The sequence below is a fragment of the Nitratireductor thuwali genome (assembly GCF_036621415.1).
Classification (GTDB): Bacteria; Pseudomonadota; Alphaproteobacteria; order Rhizobiales; family Rhizobiaceae; genus Chelativorans; species Chelativorans thuwali.
Genome location: NZ_CP030941.1, coordinates 333,039 through 352,434 on the forward strand (window position 1 = coordinate 333,039; position 19,396 = coordinate 352,434).

At 65.2% G+C, this 19,396-nt stretch carries 17 protein-coding genes and 1 tRNA gene; 13 read left to right on the plus strand and 5 right to left on the minus strand.

Translation table 11 applies throughout. The features are described 5' to 3' along the window. Positions 1-3: 3 nt before the first annotated feature. A tRNA-Glu gene (locus NTH_RS01590) sits at positions 4-79 on the plus strand. A gap of 115 nt (positions 80-194) precedes the next feature. On the opposite strand, the gene NTH_RS01595 is transcribed toward NTH_RS01590, so the two are convergent. From NTH_RS01595 to NTH_RS01615, 5 genes are read right to left on the minus strand one after another with little or no spacing between them, the layout of a single operon-like run. Continuing rightward, entirely contained in the window at positions 195-1,766 is a 1,572-nt protein-coding gene (locus NTH_RS01595) for an indolepyruvate oxidoreductase subunit beta family protein (protein ID WP_338528354.1), read from the minus strand. Continuing rightward, complete coding sequence (locus NTH_RS01600) at positions 1,763-3,916, minus strand: indolepyruvate ferredoxin oxidoreductase subunit alpha (protein ID WP_338528355.1); 2,154 nt, start codon at positions 3,914-3,916, stop codon at positions 1,763-1,765. Before NTH_RS01600 ends, NTH_RS01595 begins: the two co-directional genes overlap by 4 nt. Positions 3,917-3,926: 10 nt before the next feature. Next, a complete protein-coding gene (locus tag NTH_RS01605; protein WP_338528356.1) occupies positions 3,927-4,412 on the minus strand; it encodes a MarR family winged helix-turn-helix transcriptional regulator in 486 nt (161 codons plus the stop codon). Beyond that, the gene (locus NTH_RS01610; protein WP_338528357.1) at positions 4,409-5,974 is read right to left on the minus strand and encodes a phytoene desaturase family protein; all 1,566 of its coding nucleotides are present in this window, start codon (positions 5,972-5,974) and stop codon (positions 4,409-4,411) included. The genes NTH_RS01605 and NTH_RS01610 overlap by 4 nt, the downstream gene beginning before the upstream one ends. An 8-nt stretch (positions 5,975-5,982) precedes the next feature. Beyond that, positions 5,983-6,774 (minus strand): cyclase family protein, encoded by a 792-nt coding sequence (locus NTH_RS01615; protein ID WP_338528358.1) that lies wholly within the window; start codon positions 6,772-6,774, stop codon positions 5,983-5,985. Between the two features lie 117 nt (positions 6,775-6,891). Here NTH_RS01615 and NTH_RS01620 point away from each other — a divergent pair, with 117 nt between their 5' ends. The 12 genes from NTH_RS01620 to NTH_RS01675 all read left to right on the plus strand — a co-directional run bounded on the left by NTH_RS01620 (position 6,892) and on the right by NTH_RS01675 (position 19,395). Then, entirely contained in the window at positions 6,892-8,460 is a 1,569-nt protein-coding gene (locus NTH_RS01620; RefSeq protein WP_338528359.1) for a phytoene desaturase family protein, read from the plus strand. Positions 8,461-8,491: 31 nt separating this feature from the next. Continuing rightward, on the plus strand, positions 8,492-10,024 hold the full coding sequence (locus NTH_RS01625; RefSeq protein WP_338528360.1) for an ABC transporter substrate-binding protein: 1,533 nt from the start codon (positions 8,492-8,494) through the stop codon (positions 10,022-10,024). Positions 10,025-10,061: 37 nt separating this feature from the next. Beyond that, a complete protein-coding gene (locus NTH_RS01630; RefSeq protein ID WP_338528361.1) occupies positions 10,062-11,072 on the plus strand; it encodes an ABC transporter permease in 1,011 nt (336 codons plus the stop codon). Beyond that, a complete protein-coding gene (locus tag NTH_RS01635; RefSeq protein WP_338528362.1) occupies positions 11,065-11,916 on the plus strand; it encodes an ABC transporter permease in 852 nt (283 codons plus the stop codon). The genes NTH_RS01630 and NTH_RS01635 overlap by 8 nt, the downstream gene beginning before the upstream one ends. After that, on the plus strand, positions 11,913-12,791 hold the full coding sequence (locus NTH_RS01640; protein WP_338528363.1) for an ABC transporter ATP-binding protein: 879 nt from the start codon (positions 11,913-11,915) through the stop codon (positions 12,789-12,791). Before NTH_RS01635 ends, NTH_RS01640 begins: the two co-directional genes overlap by 4 nt. Next, the gene (locus NTH_RS01645) at positions 12,784-13,575 is read left to right on the plus strand and encodes an ATP-binding cassette domain-containing protein (protein WP_338528364.1); all 792 of its coding nucleotides are present in this window, start codon (positions 12,784-12,786) and stop codon (positions 13,573-13,575) included. The genes NTH_RS01640 and NTH_RS01645 overlap by 8 nt, the downstream gene beginning before the upstream one ends. A 207-nt stretch (positions 13,576-13,782) precedes the next feature. Then, positions 13,783-14,577 (plus strand): ABC transporter substrate-binding protein, encoded by a 795-nt coding sequence (locus NTH_RS01650; RefSeq protein ID WP_338528365.1) that lies wholly within the window; start codon positions 13,783-13,785, stop codon positions 14,575-14,577. A gap of 103 nt (positions 14,578-14,680) precedes the next feature. Continuing rightward, on the plus strand, positions 14,681-15,358 hold the full coding sequence (locus tag NTH_RS01655; protein WP_338528366.1) for an amino acid ABC transporter permease: 678 nt from the start codon (positions 14,681-14,683) through the stop codon (positions 15,356-15,358). A 108-nt stretch (positions 15,359-15,466) separates the two neighbouring features. Continuing rightward, positions 15,467-16,471 carry a TRAP transporter substrate-binding protein gene (locus NTH_RS01660; RefSeq protein WP_338528367.1) on the plus strand — a complete coding sequence of 335 codons (1,005 nt, stop codon included), beginning with the start codon at positions 15,467-15,469 and terminating at the stop codon, positions 16,469-16,471. 10 nt (positions 16,472-16,481) lie between these two features. Beyond that, the gene (locus NTH_RS01665; protein WP_338528368.1) at positions 16,482-16,946 is read left to right on the plus strand and encodes a TRAP transporter small permease; all 465 of its coding nucleotides are present in this window, start codon (positions 16,482-16,484) and stop codon (positions 16,944-16,946) included. Next, positions 16,943-18,235 (plus strand): TRAP transporter large permease, encoded by a 1,293-nt coding sequence (locus NTH_RS01670; RefSeq protein WP_338528369.1) that lies wholly within the window; start codon positions 16,943-16,945, stop codon positions 18,233-18,235. Before NTH_RS01665 ends, NTH_RS01670 begins: the two co-directional genes overlap by 4 nt. A gap of 14 nt (positions 18,236-18,249) precedes the next feature. Continuing rightward, positions 18,250-19,395 (plus strand): aminotransferase class V-fold PLP-dependent enzyme, encoded by a 1,146-nt coding sequence (locus tag NTH_RS01675; RefSeq protein ID WP_338528370.1) that lies wholly within the window; start codon positions 18,250-18,252, stop codon positions 19,393-19,395. Position 19,396 lies beyond the last annotated feature (1 nt).

Genomic DNA, 19,396 nt, shown 5'->3' on the forward strand with positions numbered 1-19,396 from the left:
AGCGCGCCCATCGTCTAGCGGTCTAGGACGCCGCCCTTTCACGGCGGAAACACGGGTTCGAGTCCCGTTGGGCGTACCATTTCGTTTGTCAATTTTTCAATCTGTTATCTTTTTTTGCGTAACTGTTCATCGACCGAAGTCGACATACGCTCGCCTCATACTGCACGCGTATCCGCCAGCCCGCCGCGGCAGGTTTACCCCATGCTCTGCTTACCGTCCTGTGCGAAGGACTGCACCGTGCGGACCGCTCCGTCGAGGGCAACGCCATCCGCATCGGCAAGGGCAGCCTCACGCAAACGTCTGATCCAATCGGCGGCGTCGCTGCGCCCGGCGAGCATGGGCAGGCAGCCGAGCACCCGGTCGAATTTCGAATGTCCCCGCGCGTGTGTGTCGGAATACCCCTTGATAAGCCGCCGGCACTTCAGCACCTCGACGCCGAGATCGTAGTCCTCAGCCATCTTGCGCAGCGCCAGATCGAGCCACCGTTCGCGATGCTCCGTCTCCACCCTGTGGCGGAGCAGGCTGCGCCGGAAGCGCCGCAGACCGCCGATGACCCAGAGCATGCTGAAGCCGATGATTCCGTCGGTGCGGATACGGCGGCCGCGATCGACGAAGCGGTTGAGCCGCGTCATCAGTTTCGGCCGCGCCTCAATGCCTGCGCCGAGGCGCGCGGGAAGCAGGCCGACCACCTCCTGCATGCGCGGATGGAAATACTCGGTCGTCAGGAGCGTCTGATCGCCGCCCAGATGCACATCCCGGCGAACCCGCTCTGCCCGCGCGGAGCGGGTTTTCAAGTCGGCGACGCGAATGATGTCGTCATAGACCATCGCGTTGGCGAGGTATTTCGCGGCCTCAAGGGTAAAAGCGAACGCCTTGTCCTGCCTGTCGGCTGCAGCGATTTCCTCCAGCTTGTCCAGATATTCCGCAGCATAGCGGTGATCCAGGAAGTCGACCACCTTGCGCAGGCCCGCCTCGGCCATCTCCTGTACGGGCGACGGCAGAGCCGCCACCCGGAGAGTGAGTGCCTTCCACTCCTGGAGGAGCCTCGCGGGACCTGCCGCAAGAGCCCGCGCGCCGGCGGTCCTTTCCGCCGGCCCAGCCTCTTCTTGCGCACCGGAAGCCCGCTGGAAGGCGCGCGCAAAGGCCGCGAGACTTGCCTGCGCGCCGCGGCCGCCAGCGCGGATCGTCTCCTCGAACGCGGTGCGTTCAAATGGCAATTCGCCCGAGCCGGCAAGCGCGCCTAAGAGGCTGGCTGAAATCACGGTTCCAGCCTCCTGCGCGATCGCCTCCATGTCGAAATGGATGAATCGGCGCGAGGCCTCCCCCGCCTTTTGCAGCACCGTCTGGCCGTCGGCACGCCCGTCGCCGGGCACGATCTTCTCCGACACGGCGAGCGTGCGGTGGCTGGAGGCGATGAGAGCGGTGCGCTCGGGCGTGACGAAGCCGCGCAGGATGGCCCTGCCCGCTTCCGCAAGCTCCGCTGCGATGACGATGTCCACGTCGCCAGGCGCCGGGCTCAGTGCGAAGACGGGCTGTGCCTCGGGCCGGTCCGGGTCCTTCGGCAGCATCTCCACATAATAGATGGTAGCGCCGGTGCGCTGCGCCACGCCCGCAACCGAGGTCGACTGCACGTGCCAGTCCGCGCGCTGGGCAAGCTCGGTGATCCAGTTGGTGAGCACGCCGCCGCCCTGCCCGCCAACGGCAAGGATTGCGAGCTTTATAATTCTGTGCGTCGAATCCGCGCCTTCCGGCAGTCCGAGCTTCACACCGCATTCTCCGCGAAGACCAGCCGTCGGCGCTCGCGCCGCGCCTGCAACCAGGCGATGACGCGCTGACTGAGGTTGAAGCGGAAGCGCTCCCAGCGGGTGGGGTTGTTGACCACATCGGCCTGATAGAATGAGGGGCAAAGCACCGCCGCATCCGCCACCTCGCCGCAATTGCCGCAGCCGACGCAATTCTCGTCGATGGCTGCCACCGGATCGTCGCGGAGTGGGTCGTCGAGATGCTTGATCGTAAGCGACGGGCAGCCCGAAAGCCGCATGCAGGCGTGATCACCCGTGCAGACGTCCTCGTCCACGCCGAACTTCGTCTTGACCACGCGTTTGCCGTCGGTGAGCGCCTTCTTGAGCAGGGGCTTCTCGCGACGCTGCCGGTTGAGCATGCATTCCGACGAGGCGACGATGACCTTCGGCCCCTTCTCCTGCGTCGTCAGCGCCTCCTTCAGCGTGTCGCGCATCTTACCGACATCATAGGTGCGGTCGATATGGCGCACCCACTTCACGCCCATGCCTTTGACGGCATCCGTGATGGGATGCTTGGTCGCCTTCGTGGGATTGCTGGCGCGAGAGGAAAGGATGTCCTGCCCGCCGGTTGCGGCCGAATAGTAGTTGTCGACCACGACGATCACGCCGTCATTCTTATTGAAGACGGCGTTGCCGATCGAGGAGGTCAGGCCATTGTGCCAGAAGCCGCCATCGCCGACGAAGGAGATCGAACGCCGCTTGGCGTCCGGTGAATTGAAGGCCGACGCCGAGGCCGGCCCCAGCCCGTAGCCCATCGTGGTGGCGCCGAGTTCGAAGGGCGGCATGATGGAGAACAGGTGGCAGCCGATATCGGAGGCGATGTGGTGCTTTCCGAGATCCTGCTCCACCAGCTTGGTCGCCGCGAAGATCGGCCGTTCCGGGCAGCCGATGCAGAAGCCCGGCGGGCGCATCGGCACCGCCTTGACGAGGTCATCGAAAATGGGCGGAGCCGGCACATTGGGCGCGCGCACTTCCGGCGCCAGCATCTCTCCTGCATGCTGACGCAGGAAACTGCCGATGCCGGACAGCATGACGTCGCCCGTATACTCGCCTGCCATGGGGAGCATCCCCTTGCCCACCAGCCGCACCGTCGCGTCGGCCTTGTAGAGCATCGAACCTAGCGCCTGCTCGATATAATCGGGCTGACCCTCTTCCACGACGAGCACCGCGTCCTTGGTGGCGCAGAACTCCAGGAGATCGTCCTCCACCAGCGGATAGGTGACGTTGAGGACATGCAGCGGCACGTCGGTCTCGCCATAGACGTCGGCAAGACCCAGCCGCTGCAGGGCGCGGATAACGCCATTATACATGCCGCCCTGCATGATGATGCCCACACGGCCGGAACCGCCGAAGGTCTCGTTCAACTGGTGGCGCTTGATATAATCGATGGCCGCCGGCAGCCGCTTGCTGATCTTCTCCTTCTCATGAAGGAAGGAGGCGGGTGGCAGCACGATGCGCTGCGTGTCGCGCCGGGGGTTTTCCAGCGCGTCGGCGACGGTCATGGGCGGCCGGCGGTTATCCTTGGCGGTGAAGGCGCCGTGCACGTGGCAGCAGCGGATGCGCACCTGCAGCATCACCGGCGTGTTCGACGCCTCCGACAGCTCGAAGCCGTGCTCAACGGCCGAAACGATGGAAGGCAGGTTGGGGCGCGGGTCGAGCAGCCAGACCTGGCTCTTCATGGCGAAGGCGTGGCTGCGCTCCTGCATGATGGAGGAACCCTCGCCGTAATCCTCGCCCACGATAATGAGCGCGCCGCCCGTCACCCCGCCCGAGGCCAGATTGGCGAGCGCATCCGAGGCCACATTCGTGCCGACAGTGGACTTGAAGGTAGCAGCTCCCCTTATCGGATAGTGCACGGAGGCCGCCAGCATGGCGGTGGCGGTGGCTTCCGAAGCGCTCGCCTCGAAATGCACGCCGAGTTCGCCGAGGATCTCCTGCGCGTCGGAAAGCACATCCATGAGATGGCTGATGGGCGCCCCCTGATAGCCGCCCACATAGCCCACCCCGCACTGAAGCAGCGCCTTGGTGATGGCGAGAATGCCTTCGCCCGCGAACTCTTCCCCCGCACCGAGCCTGAGCTTCTGGACCTCCTTCGCGAATGATCGTTCGGCCATGGGATTCTCCTCAGAAGTCGTGCTTGCGGATATTGATGAGGATCTTCTGCAGCGTGGACACGAAGGCACTCCGCTCATCGGCACCGATGCCGGCAAACATGCGCTCGTAGCTGCTGCGCATCGTCGGCCACAGTTTCTCGAACGTGGCCCGACCCGACACGGTGATGCTGACCCGGGTGGAGCGGCTGTCGACCGGGTCCGGGACGCGGCGTACGAGCCCTTCAGCCTCGAGCGAATCGAGGGCGCGGCTAAGAGTCGACACATCCACCACGGCATAGACGGCCAGTTGGCCGATCGTCAGGCTGTCGATGACGGAAAGGACGGCAAGCGTGCGCATCTTGGGCGTCGTAAGACCCATTTTGGCGAGGTCATCGCGAAGGGACGCGTTGTAGCGCCCCATAATGCGATTCATGAGATAGGGCGCGAAATGCTGCAGGCCGATCTCCCCCAGGGTCGGACCTTCTTGCTTCTCGCTCAAGACGGGCTGATCGTTCATCCAAGCTCCTTTGCAAGCATGTAGCCCGATCCGCCGCCAAGGCCAGGACCGGGATGGGTCGAGGCTCCGATGTGGTAGAGACCCTTGACAGGCGTGCGATGATTGACGGAGCCGGGAAACGGTCGCCAAAGGAAGAACTGGTCGATGGTGCAGGCGCCGCCATAGGGATCGCCGCCCACCAGGTTGGCGTTGATCGCTTCCAGATCGGCGGGCGAATAGGCGCGCCGGCCGAGGATCGTTTCGGAAAAGCCGCCGATGTGCTTGGCGAGGATCGCCTCGATCCGGTCGGCGAAGGCTTCACGGGTCCTTTCGTCCCACAGGCCGGTGCCGGCTATCGTGCCGGCCGCATCGCCTTTGATCTCCCGCGGCGCGTCCGGCACCTGGATCCACAGGATCGCGTTGCCGGGCGGGCATCGGGAAGGATCGAGCGCAGCCGGCTGGCCCACGCAGAGCGTCGGCGTTTCAGGCAGAAGGCCGCGTGTCGCCTCGTTATGCGACTTGGAGACGGCGTCGATGCCGTCGGTCAGATGAATGAGGGCAACCTGCTCCAGCCCCTCCGCCTTCCACTGCGGCGGCCGGTCGAGCGCGTAGTGGAGCTGAAAATTGCCGCGCCCGTGGCGGTACCTTCGAGCCGCCTCGCGCTCGGCCGGCGGCGCTTCTTCGGACAGAAGCGGCCCGTAGAGCTGCCCCGGCGCCACGGAGGCGATGACGGATTTCGCGGCTCGGACAACCTCGCCGCCTTGAAGGTGGACGCCCGTGGCGCGGCCGCTTTCCACCAGGATGCGCTCCACATGTGCGCCTGTGCGCACCGTGCCGCCGCGCTCCTCGATGAGGACGCGGAAGGCGGAGGCCGCCCTGCCCGCGCCTCCCTTGGCGATCGGTGCGCCGGCCGCCTCGAGCGCGAAGGCTACAACCTTGCCCATCTGGGCGGAATAGGCGTCCTCGGGCGAAAGGCCGCAATGCAGCGTCCACGGCGCATAGAGCGCCTGGAGCGTGGGTGAGGAATAGGCGCTTTCCAACCAGGCACGCGCCGGCTTCAGTGCCTCGCCCAGATAGGCGGCGAGGCTGCGCGGCCCCCTTTGCCACGCCTCCTTCGCGAGAAGCTTGGCCGTTCCGCCGCTCCACAACCCTTCGCCCAGAAGGCCGAAGAGCAGCGATGCGTTGGCTTCGATGCCGCCGATATCGGCCGCATGGGCTTCACCGTCGCCGGGCGCGAGCCTGTTGAAGGCGGCGACATTGGCGGCGCGGTCCGTAGTCAGCACCGCGCTCGACCCGTCTGGCCGCAAGACCGCGGTCGGATGCGGCGTGTTGCAGAATTCGAGCCCGTGGCGGGCGAGATCCTCGCCCAAGTCCACATGGGCCGGGCCGGTGAGGAAGAGCACGAAGGTGGCCGCCATCACATCATGGGTGAAGCCGGGCGCCGTCACTTCGTCGCTGAAGAGACAGCCGCCCAGATGCGCCGCGCGATCGAGGAGGACTACCTTGCCGCCCTGCCCCGCGAGCATGGCGGCGGCCACCAACCCGTTGATGCCGCCGCCGATGATGACGTGGTCGGCCTGCACCTGGACCTCTAAGTCCTTGGCACGAGTGCCAGCGCGCGCACCGGGCTTCCCGTGCCTTTGGCGATCTTGAGCGGCGCGGCGATCAGAATCGCGCCCTTGGGCGGCAGCTTGTCGAGGCTGCAGAGGCTCGCAAGTCCGTACTTGTTGGCCTTGTGCAACAGATTGTGCGCCGGGAAAGGCGGCTCCATGCCGCCGGCCGAGCCCGCATCGGTGCCGATGCACTGCGTGCCCCAGCCGATGGCGCCGCGCTCCAGGATGTATTCGATGCAATCGACCGTCGGCCCCGGCGAATGGGGACCGTTTTCGTCCATGTTCAGGAAGTCTGATTCCGAGCCATTGCGCCGGTCCCAGTCGGTGCGCATCAGCACCCATTCGCCCTCGCTGATCGCCCCGTATTTTGCCTCCCAGGCGCGTACGCCTTCCGCCGTGAGCAGAAAATCCGGGTTCTTGGCACTCTCGGCCGAGCAGTCGATTACATTCACCGGCGCCACGAAATTCTGCACGGGAATCGAGTCGGTATAGCCATCGGCATAGTCCTTGCCGGTGATCCAGTGGTGCGGCGCGTCGAAATGGGTGCCTGAATGCTCACCGATCTTGAGCCAGTTCCAGGCCCAGAACGGCCCGTTGTCGTCATATTCGGAAATGGTGTGGATCTCGATCTTCGGCGTGTCCACGGCCAGTTCCGGCGGCAGCTTGAGGAGCGGGGTGTCCGGCCCCAGCGGTGCGGACAGGTCGACGACCTCCACTCGGCCGTTCAGTAGCAATTCGGTCAGTTTCCCCAGTGCGGCAGCTGCTGACATGACGGTTACCTCCTCCTCTTGTTCGTTCGCCCCATGCCTGGAAGCGTCACGCACATACAGTTAAAGACTAGACGTATTTATTTGCATATGCAAACATACTTTCCGTGGGGTGAGAGAATGAACACCTTCGATGCCGTCATCATCGGCGCCGGGCACAATGGCCTGGCCTGCGCAGCGCATCTGGCGAAGCGTGGGTGGAGCGTAGGCGTGTTCGAGCAGTCGGAGCTGCCCGGCGGTGCCGTCAAGACGCTGGAGCTGACGCTGCCCGGCTACCGGCACGACTTTGCCGCCATGAACCTCAGCCTTTTCGCCGGGTCCGCATTTAATAAGGCTTACGGCGCCGATCTGCAGCGCCACGGGCTCGAATTCGCGCCAGTGTCCGACTGTTTCGCGTCCGCCTTCCCGGACGGCAAATGGGTCGGCGTTTCCACCGATCTTGCCGCCACCCAAGCGCGCATCCGCGCCTTCTCGAGCCGTGACGCCGAAACCTGGGGCGAGCTTGTGGCCGGCTTCCCGGATCGTGCCGCCGCACTTTTCGGGCTGCTCGGCAGTCCAATGAAAAAGCGTGCACTTGCAAGCATCGCCTTCTCCACGTTACGCGGCCAGGGCTTTGCCGGCACACGCGACCTGATGCGGTTTCTCATCTCCACGCCCCGCGCCTGGCTCGACGAGACCTTCGAGAGCGATGCCGTTAAGGCGATGCTCGGCGCCTGGGGCATGCACCTCGACTTCGCGCCGGACATCGCCGGCGGGGCGCTTTTCCCGTATCTCGAGGGCATGGCCAGCCAGAGTTTTGGGATGGTGCTCGGCAAGGGCGGCGCGGACACCATGATCAACGCGCTCACCTCGATGATCGAGGCTGGAGGTGGCAAGGTCGAATGCGGCGCTCGCGTGGAGCGTGTCGAGACGGCAAGCCGAACGGCGACCGGTGTGACCCTTGCCGACGGCCGCAGGATCGAGGCACGCCGCGCCGTGGTCGGCTGTATCGCGCCGCGCGCGTTGGAAGACCTGCTGCCGGGCGGCTCGGGCGATGCCCGCTTCGACAGGCAGATGAAGAGCTTCCGCCACGCGCCGGGCACGATGATGATCCACCTGGCGCTGGACGATCTTCCGGCCTGGCCCGACCCGGCATTGCGCCGCTTCGCCTATGTCCACCTAGCCCCCAGCCTCGACATGATGGCGCTCGCCTATGCGCAGGCGCAGGCGGGGCTTTTGCCGGCCGAGCCGGTGATCGTGGTTGGCCAGCCGACGGCGGTCGACCCGAGCCGCGCGCCGGAAGGCAAGCACGTGCTGTGGCTGCAGGTGCGCATGGTGCCGGCGGAAATCGCCGGCGACGCGGCAGGCCTGATTGCACAACGCGACTGGCCGGCGGTGGCCGATGCCTATGCGGACCGCGTGATCGGGATTGTCGAGCGCTACGCGCCAGGCCTTTCCGGCCACATCCTCGCCCGCCGCGTTGTCTCCCCGCTCGATCTCGAGCGCGAGGACCCGAACCTGGTGGGCGGCGACCAGATCTGCGGCAGCCATCACCTTTCCCAGCATTTCCTCTTCAGGCCCGCGGCGGGTGCGGCCGACTGGAGCACGCCGGTCGCGAACTTCCACCTTGCCGGAGCCGCCACCTGGCCGGGTGCCGGCGTTGGGGCCGGCTCCGGCTATATGCTCGCTCGAAAGCTTGCGGGCGGATGATCATCGAGACAACAATAAGGGGAACGGAAACATGCTCTCTCATCGAACCGACCGACGCACATTGTTGAAATTCGCAGGCGCCGGCGCCGCGGCACTTTCGCTGCCGCGCATCGCTCTTGCGCAGGACCAGAACGAGCTGGTCATCGCCTATAACGTCAACCTCCCCTCCTGGGACCCGACCGTCGGCCCCTCGGCGGTGAACCCGACGATCCAGGGCTTTTACCAATCCGTCTTCGACATGTTCATTCACCAGAACCCGGACCTGAGCTTTGCGCCGGGGCTGATTACCGAGTGGGGCTGGAACGAGGACCGCAGCAAGATCTTCCTCGTCGTGCGCGAGGGCGTGACCTGGCACGACGGCAGTCCATTTTCGGCGGAGGACGTCGCCTGGTCGCTGGAGCGCGCCGGCAAGGCGGAGACCGGCAATCCTATCCAGTTCGTCTGGGCCAAGATCGGCAATTTCACGGTGGACGGCAACCGCGTCGAGGCGGACGTGATCGAATTCGAGCCGACGCTCTTCAAGTGGATGTCGTTCCTGACCGGCTATGTGCTGCCCAAGGCCTATTACGAGAAGGTGGGCGCGGAGGGTTTCGAGCAGGCGCCTATCGGCACCGGCCCCTATATGGTGGAGCGCTACGAGCGCAACGCCTTCGTGCGCCTCAAGGCCAACCCGGACTACTGGAACGGCAAGCCGGAATTCGAGAACGTCACCATCAAGTTCGTCACCGACGCGGCAAGCCGCGTGGCGGAGCTGGAATCCGGCAACTCGGATGTGACGCTCGAGATCCCGTATGAAGAATATGACCGCCTGCTCGCCAAGGGTTTTGCCGGCACGGCAAAGCCGATCTCCGACATCGCCATGATCTTTCTGAACGATGTCGAGCCGATGCTGGACCGCAATGTGCGGCTTGCGGCCAACCATGCCATCGACAAGCAGTTGCTCATCGACCGACTTCTCAGCGGATACGGCGTGCCACTCGACACGCTGGAGACGCCGGAATATGTTGCATACGATCCGGAGATAAAGGTGGCCTACGATCCGGAGCTGGCGAAGAAGCTTCTGGCGGATTCCGGTCATTCGCCTGAAAACCCGGTGCGCTTCAAGATCCAGACGACCCGCGGCTTCAAGCCCAAAGATTACGAGATGATCCAGGCTATCGTGGGTATGTGGCGCCGCGTCGGGATCGAGGCGGAGATCGAGGTCTACGAGATCGCCCAGCATTTCGAATTGCGCGCAGCCGACAAGCTGGCGCCCGCCGCCTTCTACAATTGGGGCAACGCCGTGGGCGATCCGACAACCTCGACAGGCTTTGCCATGTTCGGCCCGAGCCCACATTCAGTGTGGGACGGGCAGGAGCTGATAGACAAGATCATCCCGCTCTGGGGCGAGGCCGACGAGGAAAAGCGCATCCAGGGCTGGAAGGGCGTCTCGCGCTACGTCGCCGAGGAAGGGCTGGTGATCCCGCTTATCCAGTATGTGCAGCCGATCGTCTCGCGCGACGGCCTGAAAGTCACGGCCCACGCCTCGGGCGCCCTGCTGCCGCACCTGATCAGCCGGGGATGACGATGCCATTGGCCCGCCGCGTGGCGGGCCGTTTCCCATGCTGATCGCCCGCATCGCCGCATTGCGCCTGCTCACCACGCTGATCACCCTCATCGGCGTGGCCGTCATCGTTTTCGTTGTCGTCCGGGTCGTGCCCGGAAACCCCATCGCCATGATGTTGCCGCCGGGAGCGAGCGAGGCGGACATAGAGCGCCTGCGCGCGCTCTATGGGCTCGACAAATCTATCCCCCAGCAATTCGTCATCTGGTTCGGCAACGTTCTCCAGGGCGATTTCGGCACCTCCATCTCCACGCGCCAGCCTGTCTTGAGGCTGGTTCTGGAGCGCCTGCCCGCGACGCTGGAATTAAGCCTGCTGGCGCTCTTCATGGCGGTCCTCATCGGCGGCTCGCTCGCCATCCTTGGCACGCGGCTGCGCGGGCGGCGGGCCGAAGCCGGCGTCGACGTTGCCAACGGAGTCGGCCTTTCCGTGCCGGACTTCCTGTGGGGGCTGCTCCTGATCCTTCTGTTCGGCGTGCTGTGGCCCGTGTTCCAGATTTCCGGCCGCGTCTCGCCGAGGCTCGACATTCCTTTCTCGACGCAATTCTACCTGATCGAGAGCCTGCTCACCCTGCGCTTCGACATCACCGCGAACCTGATGAACCACATGTTCATGCCGGCGCTGGCACTTGCATTGCCGCTCGCTGCCATCATATCCCAGCTCCTGAAGCAATCGCTGAAGGAGACGCTCGACCTCGACTACACGGTGCTTGCCCGCACCAAGGGCTATGGCGAGACGCGGGTGATCCTTTCCGAGGCGCTGCGCAACGCCGTGCTGCCTACACTGACCCTCATCGGCGTGCAGTTCACCTTCCTGATGGGCGGGACGGTGATCATCGAGCGGCTCTTTTCCTACGAAGGTCTCGGCAACATGGCCATCGATGCGGTGATCAACCGCGACCTGCCGCTCATCCAGGGCATCGTCATCCTCTTCGCCCTCATCTTCACCATCGTCAATCTGATGGTCGACATGAGCTATGCCCTGCTCAACCCGAGGCTGCGCCATGCTTGACGGACGAGGCGCAATTCGCAGGCGGGCCGGCGCGCGGCTGTGGCTTGCCGGGATATGGCTCGCGGTTGTGGCATTCTCGGCCATCTTCGCGCCGCTCATCAGCCCGCACGATCCGCTTGCGCAGGATCTTCTTCTCGGCCGTCTGCCGCCCTTTTGGATGGCAGGCTCGGAACCGGAATTCCCGCTCGGCACGGACAGTCTCGGCCGCGACGTGCTCTCGCGCATGATCCATGGCACGCGCGTGGCGGTGATCGTGGCGTTGGCGGCCGGTGTCGTCACGTGCCTGATCGGCTCGTTCCTCGGTCTCGTCGCCGGCTTCTACCGCGGCTGGCCCGACAGGATCATCAGCCGGCTGGTCGACATCTGGATGGCCTTTCCGCCGGTGCTCTTCGCCATCCTGCTGATCGCCGTTCTCGGCACCGGTGTCTTCTCCGTCGTAATCGCCATCATCGTGATCGACTGGACGCGCTTTTGCCGCGTGGTGCGGGCGGAGGCCATGAACCAGTCGAAGATGGACTATGTCCAGAGCGCCCAAGTTGCAGGCTTCACCCGCATGCGCACACTCGCGGCGGAGATCCTGCCCAACGTCCTTCCCACCATCGTGGCGCTGCTCACGTTGGAAATGGGGATCGCCGTCATCGTCGAGGCGATCCTGTCCTTCGTGAACCTCTCCGTCTCCACCGACGCCCCCACCTGGGGCGGCATGATCGCGGAGGGAAGGCTTTCGGTCCACCAGGCCTGGTGGGTACTGGTCTTCCCGCTTGCCGCCCTCTTTCTCACCGTGCTCTCCTTCGCCCAGCTCGGCGAAGCCCTGCGCGACCGTTTCGACCCGGTGCTCCGATGAGCGCGTTCCTTAAGATCTGCAACCTCTCCGCCAGGCTGCGCGGCACGGACGAACGCCTGCTGCGCGCGGTCTCGATCGACGTGCCGACTGGCACGGTGCGCGGCCTCGTAGGCGAGAGCGGGGCCGGCAAGAGCATGATCGGCAAGGCTGTGCTCGGCGTGCTGCCGCGCGCGGTGGAGGTGATCGAGGGCGAAATCCTGCTTGACGGCGAGGACCTTCTCGCCATGCCGCCCGCCCGGCGCAGACAGGTGATCGGCGCCAGGACCGCGCTCATCCCGCAGGACCCGCTCACCGCCCTCAACCCCTCGCGCCGCATCGGGTCGCAGATCACCGACCGGCTGATCGACATACTGGGCTGGCCGAAGGAGCGCGCCCGCGGCCGCGCGTTGGAGGCTCTCCAGGAAGTGCATATCGGCGAGCCGGAGCGTGTGCTGCGGCTCTACCCGCACGAGCTCTCCGGCGGCATGCGGCAGCGGGTCCTCATCGCCGCGGCCTTCGCCGCCGAGCCGAAGCTGATCGTCGCCGACGAGCCCACCACGGCGCTCGACGTGACCGTGCAGAAGCAGGTCCTCCAGCTCATCTCCGAGCTTCAGGCGCGCCACAGCACCGCCCTGCTCTTCGTCACCCACGATCTCGGCGTGGTGGCCAAGATCTGCGACAGCCTCTCCGTGCTCTATGCCGGCAAGGTGGTGGAAGACACCACGGTTGAGGCCTTCTTCGCCGGCCCCTCCCACCCGTATAGCGCCGCGCTTCTGGCGGCCACGCCGCGCCACACCGACCCTGCCTCATCGCTCAAGCCCGTGCCGCGCGAAGTGATCGAGACCGCGCGCGCCGAGATCGCGGCGGCAGACGCCGCCTGGAGGATGCATGGCTGAGGCGCTCTTCAGCATCCGCGACCTGCGCGTCGAAGTCGCCGACATGACGCGCAAGCCGCTCCTCGGCGCCGCCCCGCCGCTGGAGATCCTCAAGGGGATCAGCCTCGACATCGCCCGCGGCACCGTGCTCGGCATCGTCGGTGGCTCGGGCTCGGGCAAGACGACGCTCGGCCGCACGCTGGTGCGGCTGATGGAGCCGACCGGCGGCACGATCGTGTTCGACAGCCGCGACATCACCCACATCTCGGAAGCGCGGATGCGGCCCCTGCGCCCGCGCATCCAGATGATCTTCCAGGACCCCATGTCCTCGCTCAACCCGCGCCTCACCATCGGCCGCATCATCGCCGCCCCGCTGGGCGCGCGAACGGGCGACCCGCGCGTGGCCGAGGCGCTCGACCATGTCGGGCTGCCGCCGGAGATGGCGCGGCGCTACCCGCACGAGCTTTCCGGCGGCCAGCGTCAGCGCGTCGGCATCGCCCGCGCCATCGCCAGGCGGCCGGACTTCATCCTCGCCGACGAGATCGTGTCCGGCCTCGACGTCTCGTCCCAGGCCCAGATCCTGAACCTGCTCGGCCAGCTGGTCGAGGAACTGGGTCTCACGCTTGCCTTCATCAGCCACGACCTCTCCGTCATCCGCAGGCTGTGCAGCCGCGTCATGGTGATGCAGGGGGGCGTGATCGTGGAGGACGGGCCGACGGCCAACCTCTTCGAGGCCCCAAGTCATCCCTATACGCGCGAGCTCCTCGATTCCATTCCCGTGCCCGACCCCTCGGTGCGCTGGTGAGAGGCACCCGCGGAAAGAAAAGAAGGTGGAAATTTCATGCTTGAAGGATTTTCGTTGATTGCCGCCCATTCTCGTGATCATTTGAGCACGGCGGCAATAAAACCGGCGGAAGCCCGCGTCCAGCAGACGAGGGCGGCCGCCAGACGCGAGGGAACACCGCCTGCGGGACGACAGAACGTCCGCGGATGAAGCAAAAGGAGGACTGGCATGAAACTTGGTTTTTCGATCGCTGCGATCGCCACGGCGGTCGCCCTGTCCATGACGGTGCCGGCATCGGCCCAGGAGAAGATCGTCGTCGGCGCCTATCCGGCCAACCCGCCCTGGGAGTACAAGACCGAGACCGGCGCTTTCGAGGGATTCGAGGTCGAGGTGGCGCGGGAAGTCGCCGAGCGGCTCGGAAGGGAGGTGGAGTTCCAGGACATGGGCTTTCAGGCGCTGTTCGCCGCCACCAGCTCCGGCCGCATCGACTTCGCCATCTCCTCGATCTCGATCACCAATGATCGGCTGCAGAACCAGTCCTTCACCCAGCCCTATTACGACAGTGACGGCACTGTGGTGGGGCGCGAGGATTCCACCGTCGACTCGCTCGACGATCTCGAAGGCAAGGTAATCGGCGTCGTGGCGGGCACCACCGGCGAGAAGTGGGCCAACGAGAACAAGGACGAGCTCGGTATCGCCGAAATTCGCAGCTACAACGCTCAGCAGGACCTGCTTCTGGATGTGCAGAACGGCCGCGTGGAAGGCGGCGCAGGCGAGATCGCCGGCTTCCAGTACGCCATGACGCAGATGCCGGGCCTGAAGATCCTGGTGCGCATCCCCACCGGCGAGCGCTTCGCCATGATGGCAGGCAAGAACCATCCGCTCATCGAGGAGGCGAACGAGGCCATCTCCGCCATGAAGGAGGACGGCACGCTCGCCGCCATTCACGAGAAGTGGTTCGGCGTCGCGCCCGAGCCGGGAACCAGTACCGTCGAGGCAATGCCGCTTCCAAAGGCCGAATAGCCCGGCGATCTCTCAGGATGCCGCCGTTGCGGCATCCTGAGCGCAAACCCGCACCGGCCGTGCATCGGCCGGTGCACCTTGATTGCATCTGCCGGATCGCGCGATGGACCTGATCAGCACCTTCTTCAACTGGGACGTTCTCGTCCGCTCCTTCCCGATGCTGATGCGGGGCATCGGCAACACCATCATGCTCGGGGTCGCCAGCACCATACTCGGCGGCGCGGGCGGTCTCATCGTCTGCCTGATGCGCCTTTACGGTCCCAAGCCCGCACGCATCTTCGCCATCGGCTATATTGACCTCTTCAGGGCGCTTCCCATCCTGGTGCTCCTGATCCTCATCTACTACGCCCTGCCCTTCGTCGGCATACGGTTTTCCTCCTTCACCTCAGCCACGCTCGCCCTGTCGCTCGTCTTTTCCGCCTTCACCGCAGAGGTCTGCCGCGCCGGCATCGAGAGTATCCCGCGCGGGCAGTTCGAGGCGGCCCAGGCGCTCGGCCTCAACTTCTGGATCACCATGCGCAAGGTGATCCTGCCGCAGGCCCTGCGCGTGGTCATACCGCCGCTCACCAGCAATTGCGTAACCATCTACAAGGACACGGCGCTGGCATCGGTGGTGGCCATGCCGGACCTTCTGAAGCAGGCGACGGACGCCCAGGCGCTTATGGCCAATCCCACCCCGCTCATCGGTGCGGCGGCGATCTATCTGGCCTTCCTGTGGCCGCTGGTGCGGCTGGTGAACCATCTGGAGGAGCGCGGCAGGCGGCAAATGGAAGCGCGCTAGACCTGTCCCAGGCCCGCGAGCGATAGGGGCACCGCGGGCGAAGGCCAATATTCAGAAAGCGGCCGGTCGGCGACAATCGCTGCGGCCCCAACATATGGAGGAACGTTCATGCTGAAGTCACTTGCAATCCTGCTGATGGCCGGCGCCGTCATTTCGGCGGCGCCGGGTCCCGCATCCGCCCAGGAGATAAAGGTGGGGCTGTCGCTGCCGGAGGACATCGTCGGCTTCGACTTCGTCAACGGTATGTACGAGACGTTCAAACAGGAGGTGGAAGCCAACTCCGATATGACCGTCGACCTCGTCTATGCCGGCGCGCTTGGCGCACCCAACGAGCGTCTCAACCAGATGCGGCGAGGGGTCATACAGATGACGGATGCCGCCGACGGCAACTACGCGACCATCTACAGCGACATCCAGGTTCTCAACATGCCCTATCTCTTCCCCACCGAAGAGAGCGCCTGGGCGCTGTTCGACGGGCCGCTGGGAGACAGGCTGGCGCAGGACATCCGCGCCAAGACCGGCATCCGCGTGCTCGGCTGGTGGGAGTCGGGCGGCTTCAAGCATTTCAGCGCCAACAAGCCGATCAGCACGCCCGAGGACATGGCCGGCCTGAAGATGCGCGTCCTGGGGCCGCTCGCCACCATCCCGGTCGAGGCGCTGGGCGCATCGGCAGCACCGATCGCATTCGGCGAGCTCTATACGTCGCTGCGCACCGGTGTTGTCGACGGACAGGACAACTCCGTCGCCACCTTCAACCTCGTCAAGCTCTATGAGGTGCAGTCGCACCTCGCGCTGACGGGGCATACCTACGCCTTCGGCCCGCTCGGCATCAACGATGCCTTCTTCTCCGGCCTGCCGGAGGACAAGCAGCAGATCATCTTCGACGCGGCCGCAAAGGCGATCGAGTTCAACCGCGAGAAATCGCGCGAGATCGAGAGCGGCGCCATCGCTTTTGCCAAGGAGAACGGTGTCGAGGTGATCGAGCTCGACCAGGAGGCCCGCGACGCCTTCCGCGCCGTCATGCAGCCGCCGGCAATCGAGTGGCTCAGGCAGAACGTGGATACCCCGAGCCTCATCGACGAGGCCATCGCCGCGGTAGAAGCCAATCGGTAGAATGATGCGGTTGATCCTTCTCATTGAGAAAGCGCTGCGGCTCGCCGCAGCGCTTTGCCTGCTCACGCTCACGGTTCTGGTCGTCGCCCAGGTGGTCCTGCGCTACGGTTTCGGCGGCGTTCCCTTCTTCACCGAGGAAGTGGCGCGCTACGCGATGATCTGGATGGCGCTGCTGGCGGCCGCCGTGGCCGTGCGCGAGGCGAGCCACATCCGCATCGATTTCGTTCCCGACGCCCTGCGCGCCGTTTCGCCCCGTGCGCGGCTCGTACTTGATGCCGTGCTCGACGTGATCTCGCTCACAGTCTTTCTCGTCCTCCTCTGGTATGGCATCGACATGACCATGTTCGCCGCCGGGCAAACCAGCGAAGGGCTGCGCATCTCGCTCTCCTACCCCTACGCGGCGGTGCCGGTTTCCTTCTTCTTTGCCACCCTCTTTGCGCTGCTGCGCCTTGGCAAAAAAACGGGTGCGCTATGAGCGCTTCCCTGACCCTTCTGAGCACAAGCTTCATCGGCCTGATCGTCGCCGGCTTGCCGATTGCCTGGGCGATGATCGCCGCCGTACTTTTGTGGATGGTCTATACGGGAAGCTGGAGCTTCCTGCCGATCGTCGCCGAACGGCTCTACCAGGGCATGGATTCCTTCGTGCTGATGGCGGTGCCGCTTTTCATCCTAGCCGGTGAACTGGTGAACGAGGGACGGATCACCGACCGGCTGATCGCCTTTGCCAACGCATTATTCGGCTGGATGCGCGGCGGGCTGGCCCAGGTCAATATCGGCGCGTCGATCCTTTTTTCCGGCATCACCGGCGTCGCGTTGGGTGACATCGCCTCCCTCGGCCGGGTCTTTATCCCCGGCATGGTCAAGCAGGGCTACAGTTCGGCCTATGCGGCGGCCGTCACCGCATCCTCCTCCATCATCGGGCCGATGGTGCCCCCTTCCCTCGTCGCCGTCATCTACGGCTCCATGACCAATGTCTCCATCGGCGCGCTGATGGCCGCCACGCTGGTGCCCGGCCTTCTCATCGGCCTCGTCCAGATGATCCTCGTCGCGGTGCAAGCGCGCATCCACGGCTTCCCGGCCGTCGAGATGGACCGCTCCCCTCGAGCGCTGGCGAAAGTCACCGGTCACGCGCTGGTACCGCTTATGATCCCCGTCATCATCCTCGCCGGCATGCTTGGCGGGCTCATGACGCCCACCGAGGCCGGCGGCGTGGCAGCCGCCTATGCCCTCCTCGTCTCTGTCTTCCTCTTCCGTTCCATCCGCTTTGACGCCCTCGCCGGCGTCTTCAACCGCTCGGCCATCTTTTCCGGGCAGTTGCTCATCATCGTCGGCTGCGGCACGGCGTTTTCTTGGGTGATGGGGATGGAGAACGTGCCGAGAATGGTTGGGGCAGCCGTGTCGGGCTGGGAACTCGGCTATTTCGGCACCATGCTGGTTTTCAACGTGATCCTGCTTGCGCTTGGCATGTTCATCGATCCGACGACCGTGATCATCCTCTTCGGGCCGCTACTTTCGGCCGCCGCCGCGCATGCCGGCATCGATCCGCTCCATTTCGGCGTGGTGGCGATCCTCAACCTCAACATCGGCCTGCTGACGCCGCCGCTCGGCGTCTGCCTTTTCGCTGCCGAGCGCATCGCCAATTGCGGCTTCGTGCCGTTGCTGCGGGCGGCCGCACCCTTCATCCTCGTCAACATCATCGCACTGATGATCGTCGTGGCGGTTCCCGAATTAAGCTTGATATTGCCGAGGCTCCTCGGCTTCTAGAAACGGACAGGAACATGAGTAAAAATCGCGACCGGGCCGACGGCTCCGCATATTTCCTCTACCACTCGATCGGCATGTATCCGGGCAAGGCCGAGGCGATGGCCGAGGCCTTCGCCGACTTCTCCCGGAGCTGGGGGGCGCTCGACGACGGACAGTGGGTGCGCGCGCTCGGCCTGCGGCAGGACTTTGTCGAGCTCTGGAGCCGTCTCATCGGCGCGCCGAAGGGGACGCTGACGACAGCGGAGAATGTCACCACGGCGCTCTACAGCCTGATCGGCGCGCTGCCCGAGGAGCATCTCAAGGGCAAGCGCCTGCTGGTGGCGGCGGACTGCTTTCCAAGCCTGCACTTCCTGCTTGCGGGCCTTGCGCCACGGCTGGGCTTTACGCTCGACACCGTGCCGCTGCGCGACGGTGAAAGCTGGGTGCGCGACGAGGATTTCATCGACCGGTGGGACGAAGGCGTCGGGGTCGCGCTCGTGACCTTCGTCACCTCGACCGCCTCGCATCGTCCGGACCTTGCCGTGCTGGTCGAGCATGGGCGGCGCATGGGAAGCCTCATCGGCGTGGACATCACCCAGGGCGTGGGGCTCCTGCCCTTCCACGTCGACCAGCCGGCCGTCGATTTCACCGTCTCCACCACGCTCAAATGGCTGTGTGGCACGCCGGGTGCCGGCATCCTCCACGTCGCCGACCCGCTGCTGAAAACTTGCCGGCCGGAACTGCGCGGCTGGTTCAGTCAGGAAAACATCTTTTCCTGGGATCTGGGCGCCTTCGCCTACGCTTCCGACGCGCGCCGCTTCGACCACGGCACACCGTCGGTGCTGGCCTGTGCAGGTTCCGTGCCGGCGCTGAAGTGGCATGCCGTGCAGGACCACGCCGCCATGCTCGCCCACAACCGGGCGCTCACTGCAATGATCATCGAGGAGGCCGATCGCTTGGGCCTGGCGCTCGCGAGCCCTGCGGAGGAGGAGCGTCGCGGCGGCAGCCTCATGCTGCGCCTGCCGGAAGGCTCCGAGCCAGCGGCAATCGTGGACGGCTTGCGCGAACGGGCTGTCTTCGCCGACTGCCGCGGCCGCATCCTGCGCCTTTCCCCCGGCACGGTCACCACGGAAGATGGCGTCTCCCGCCTCTTTGCCGCCCTGTACGGGATACTGGAGTGAA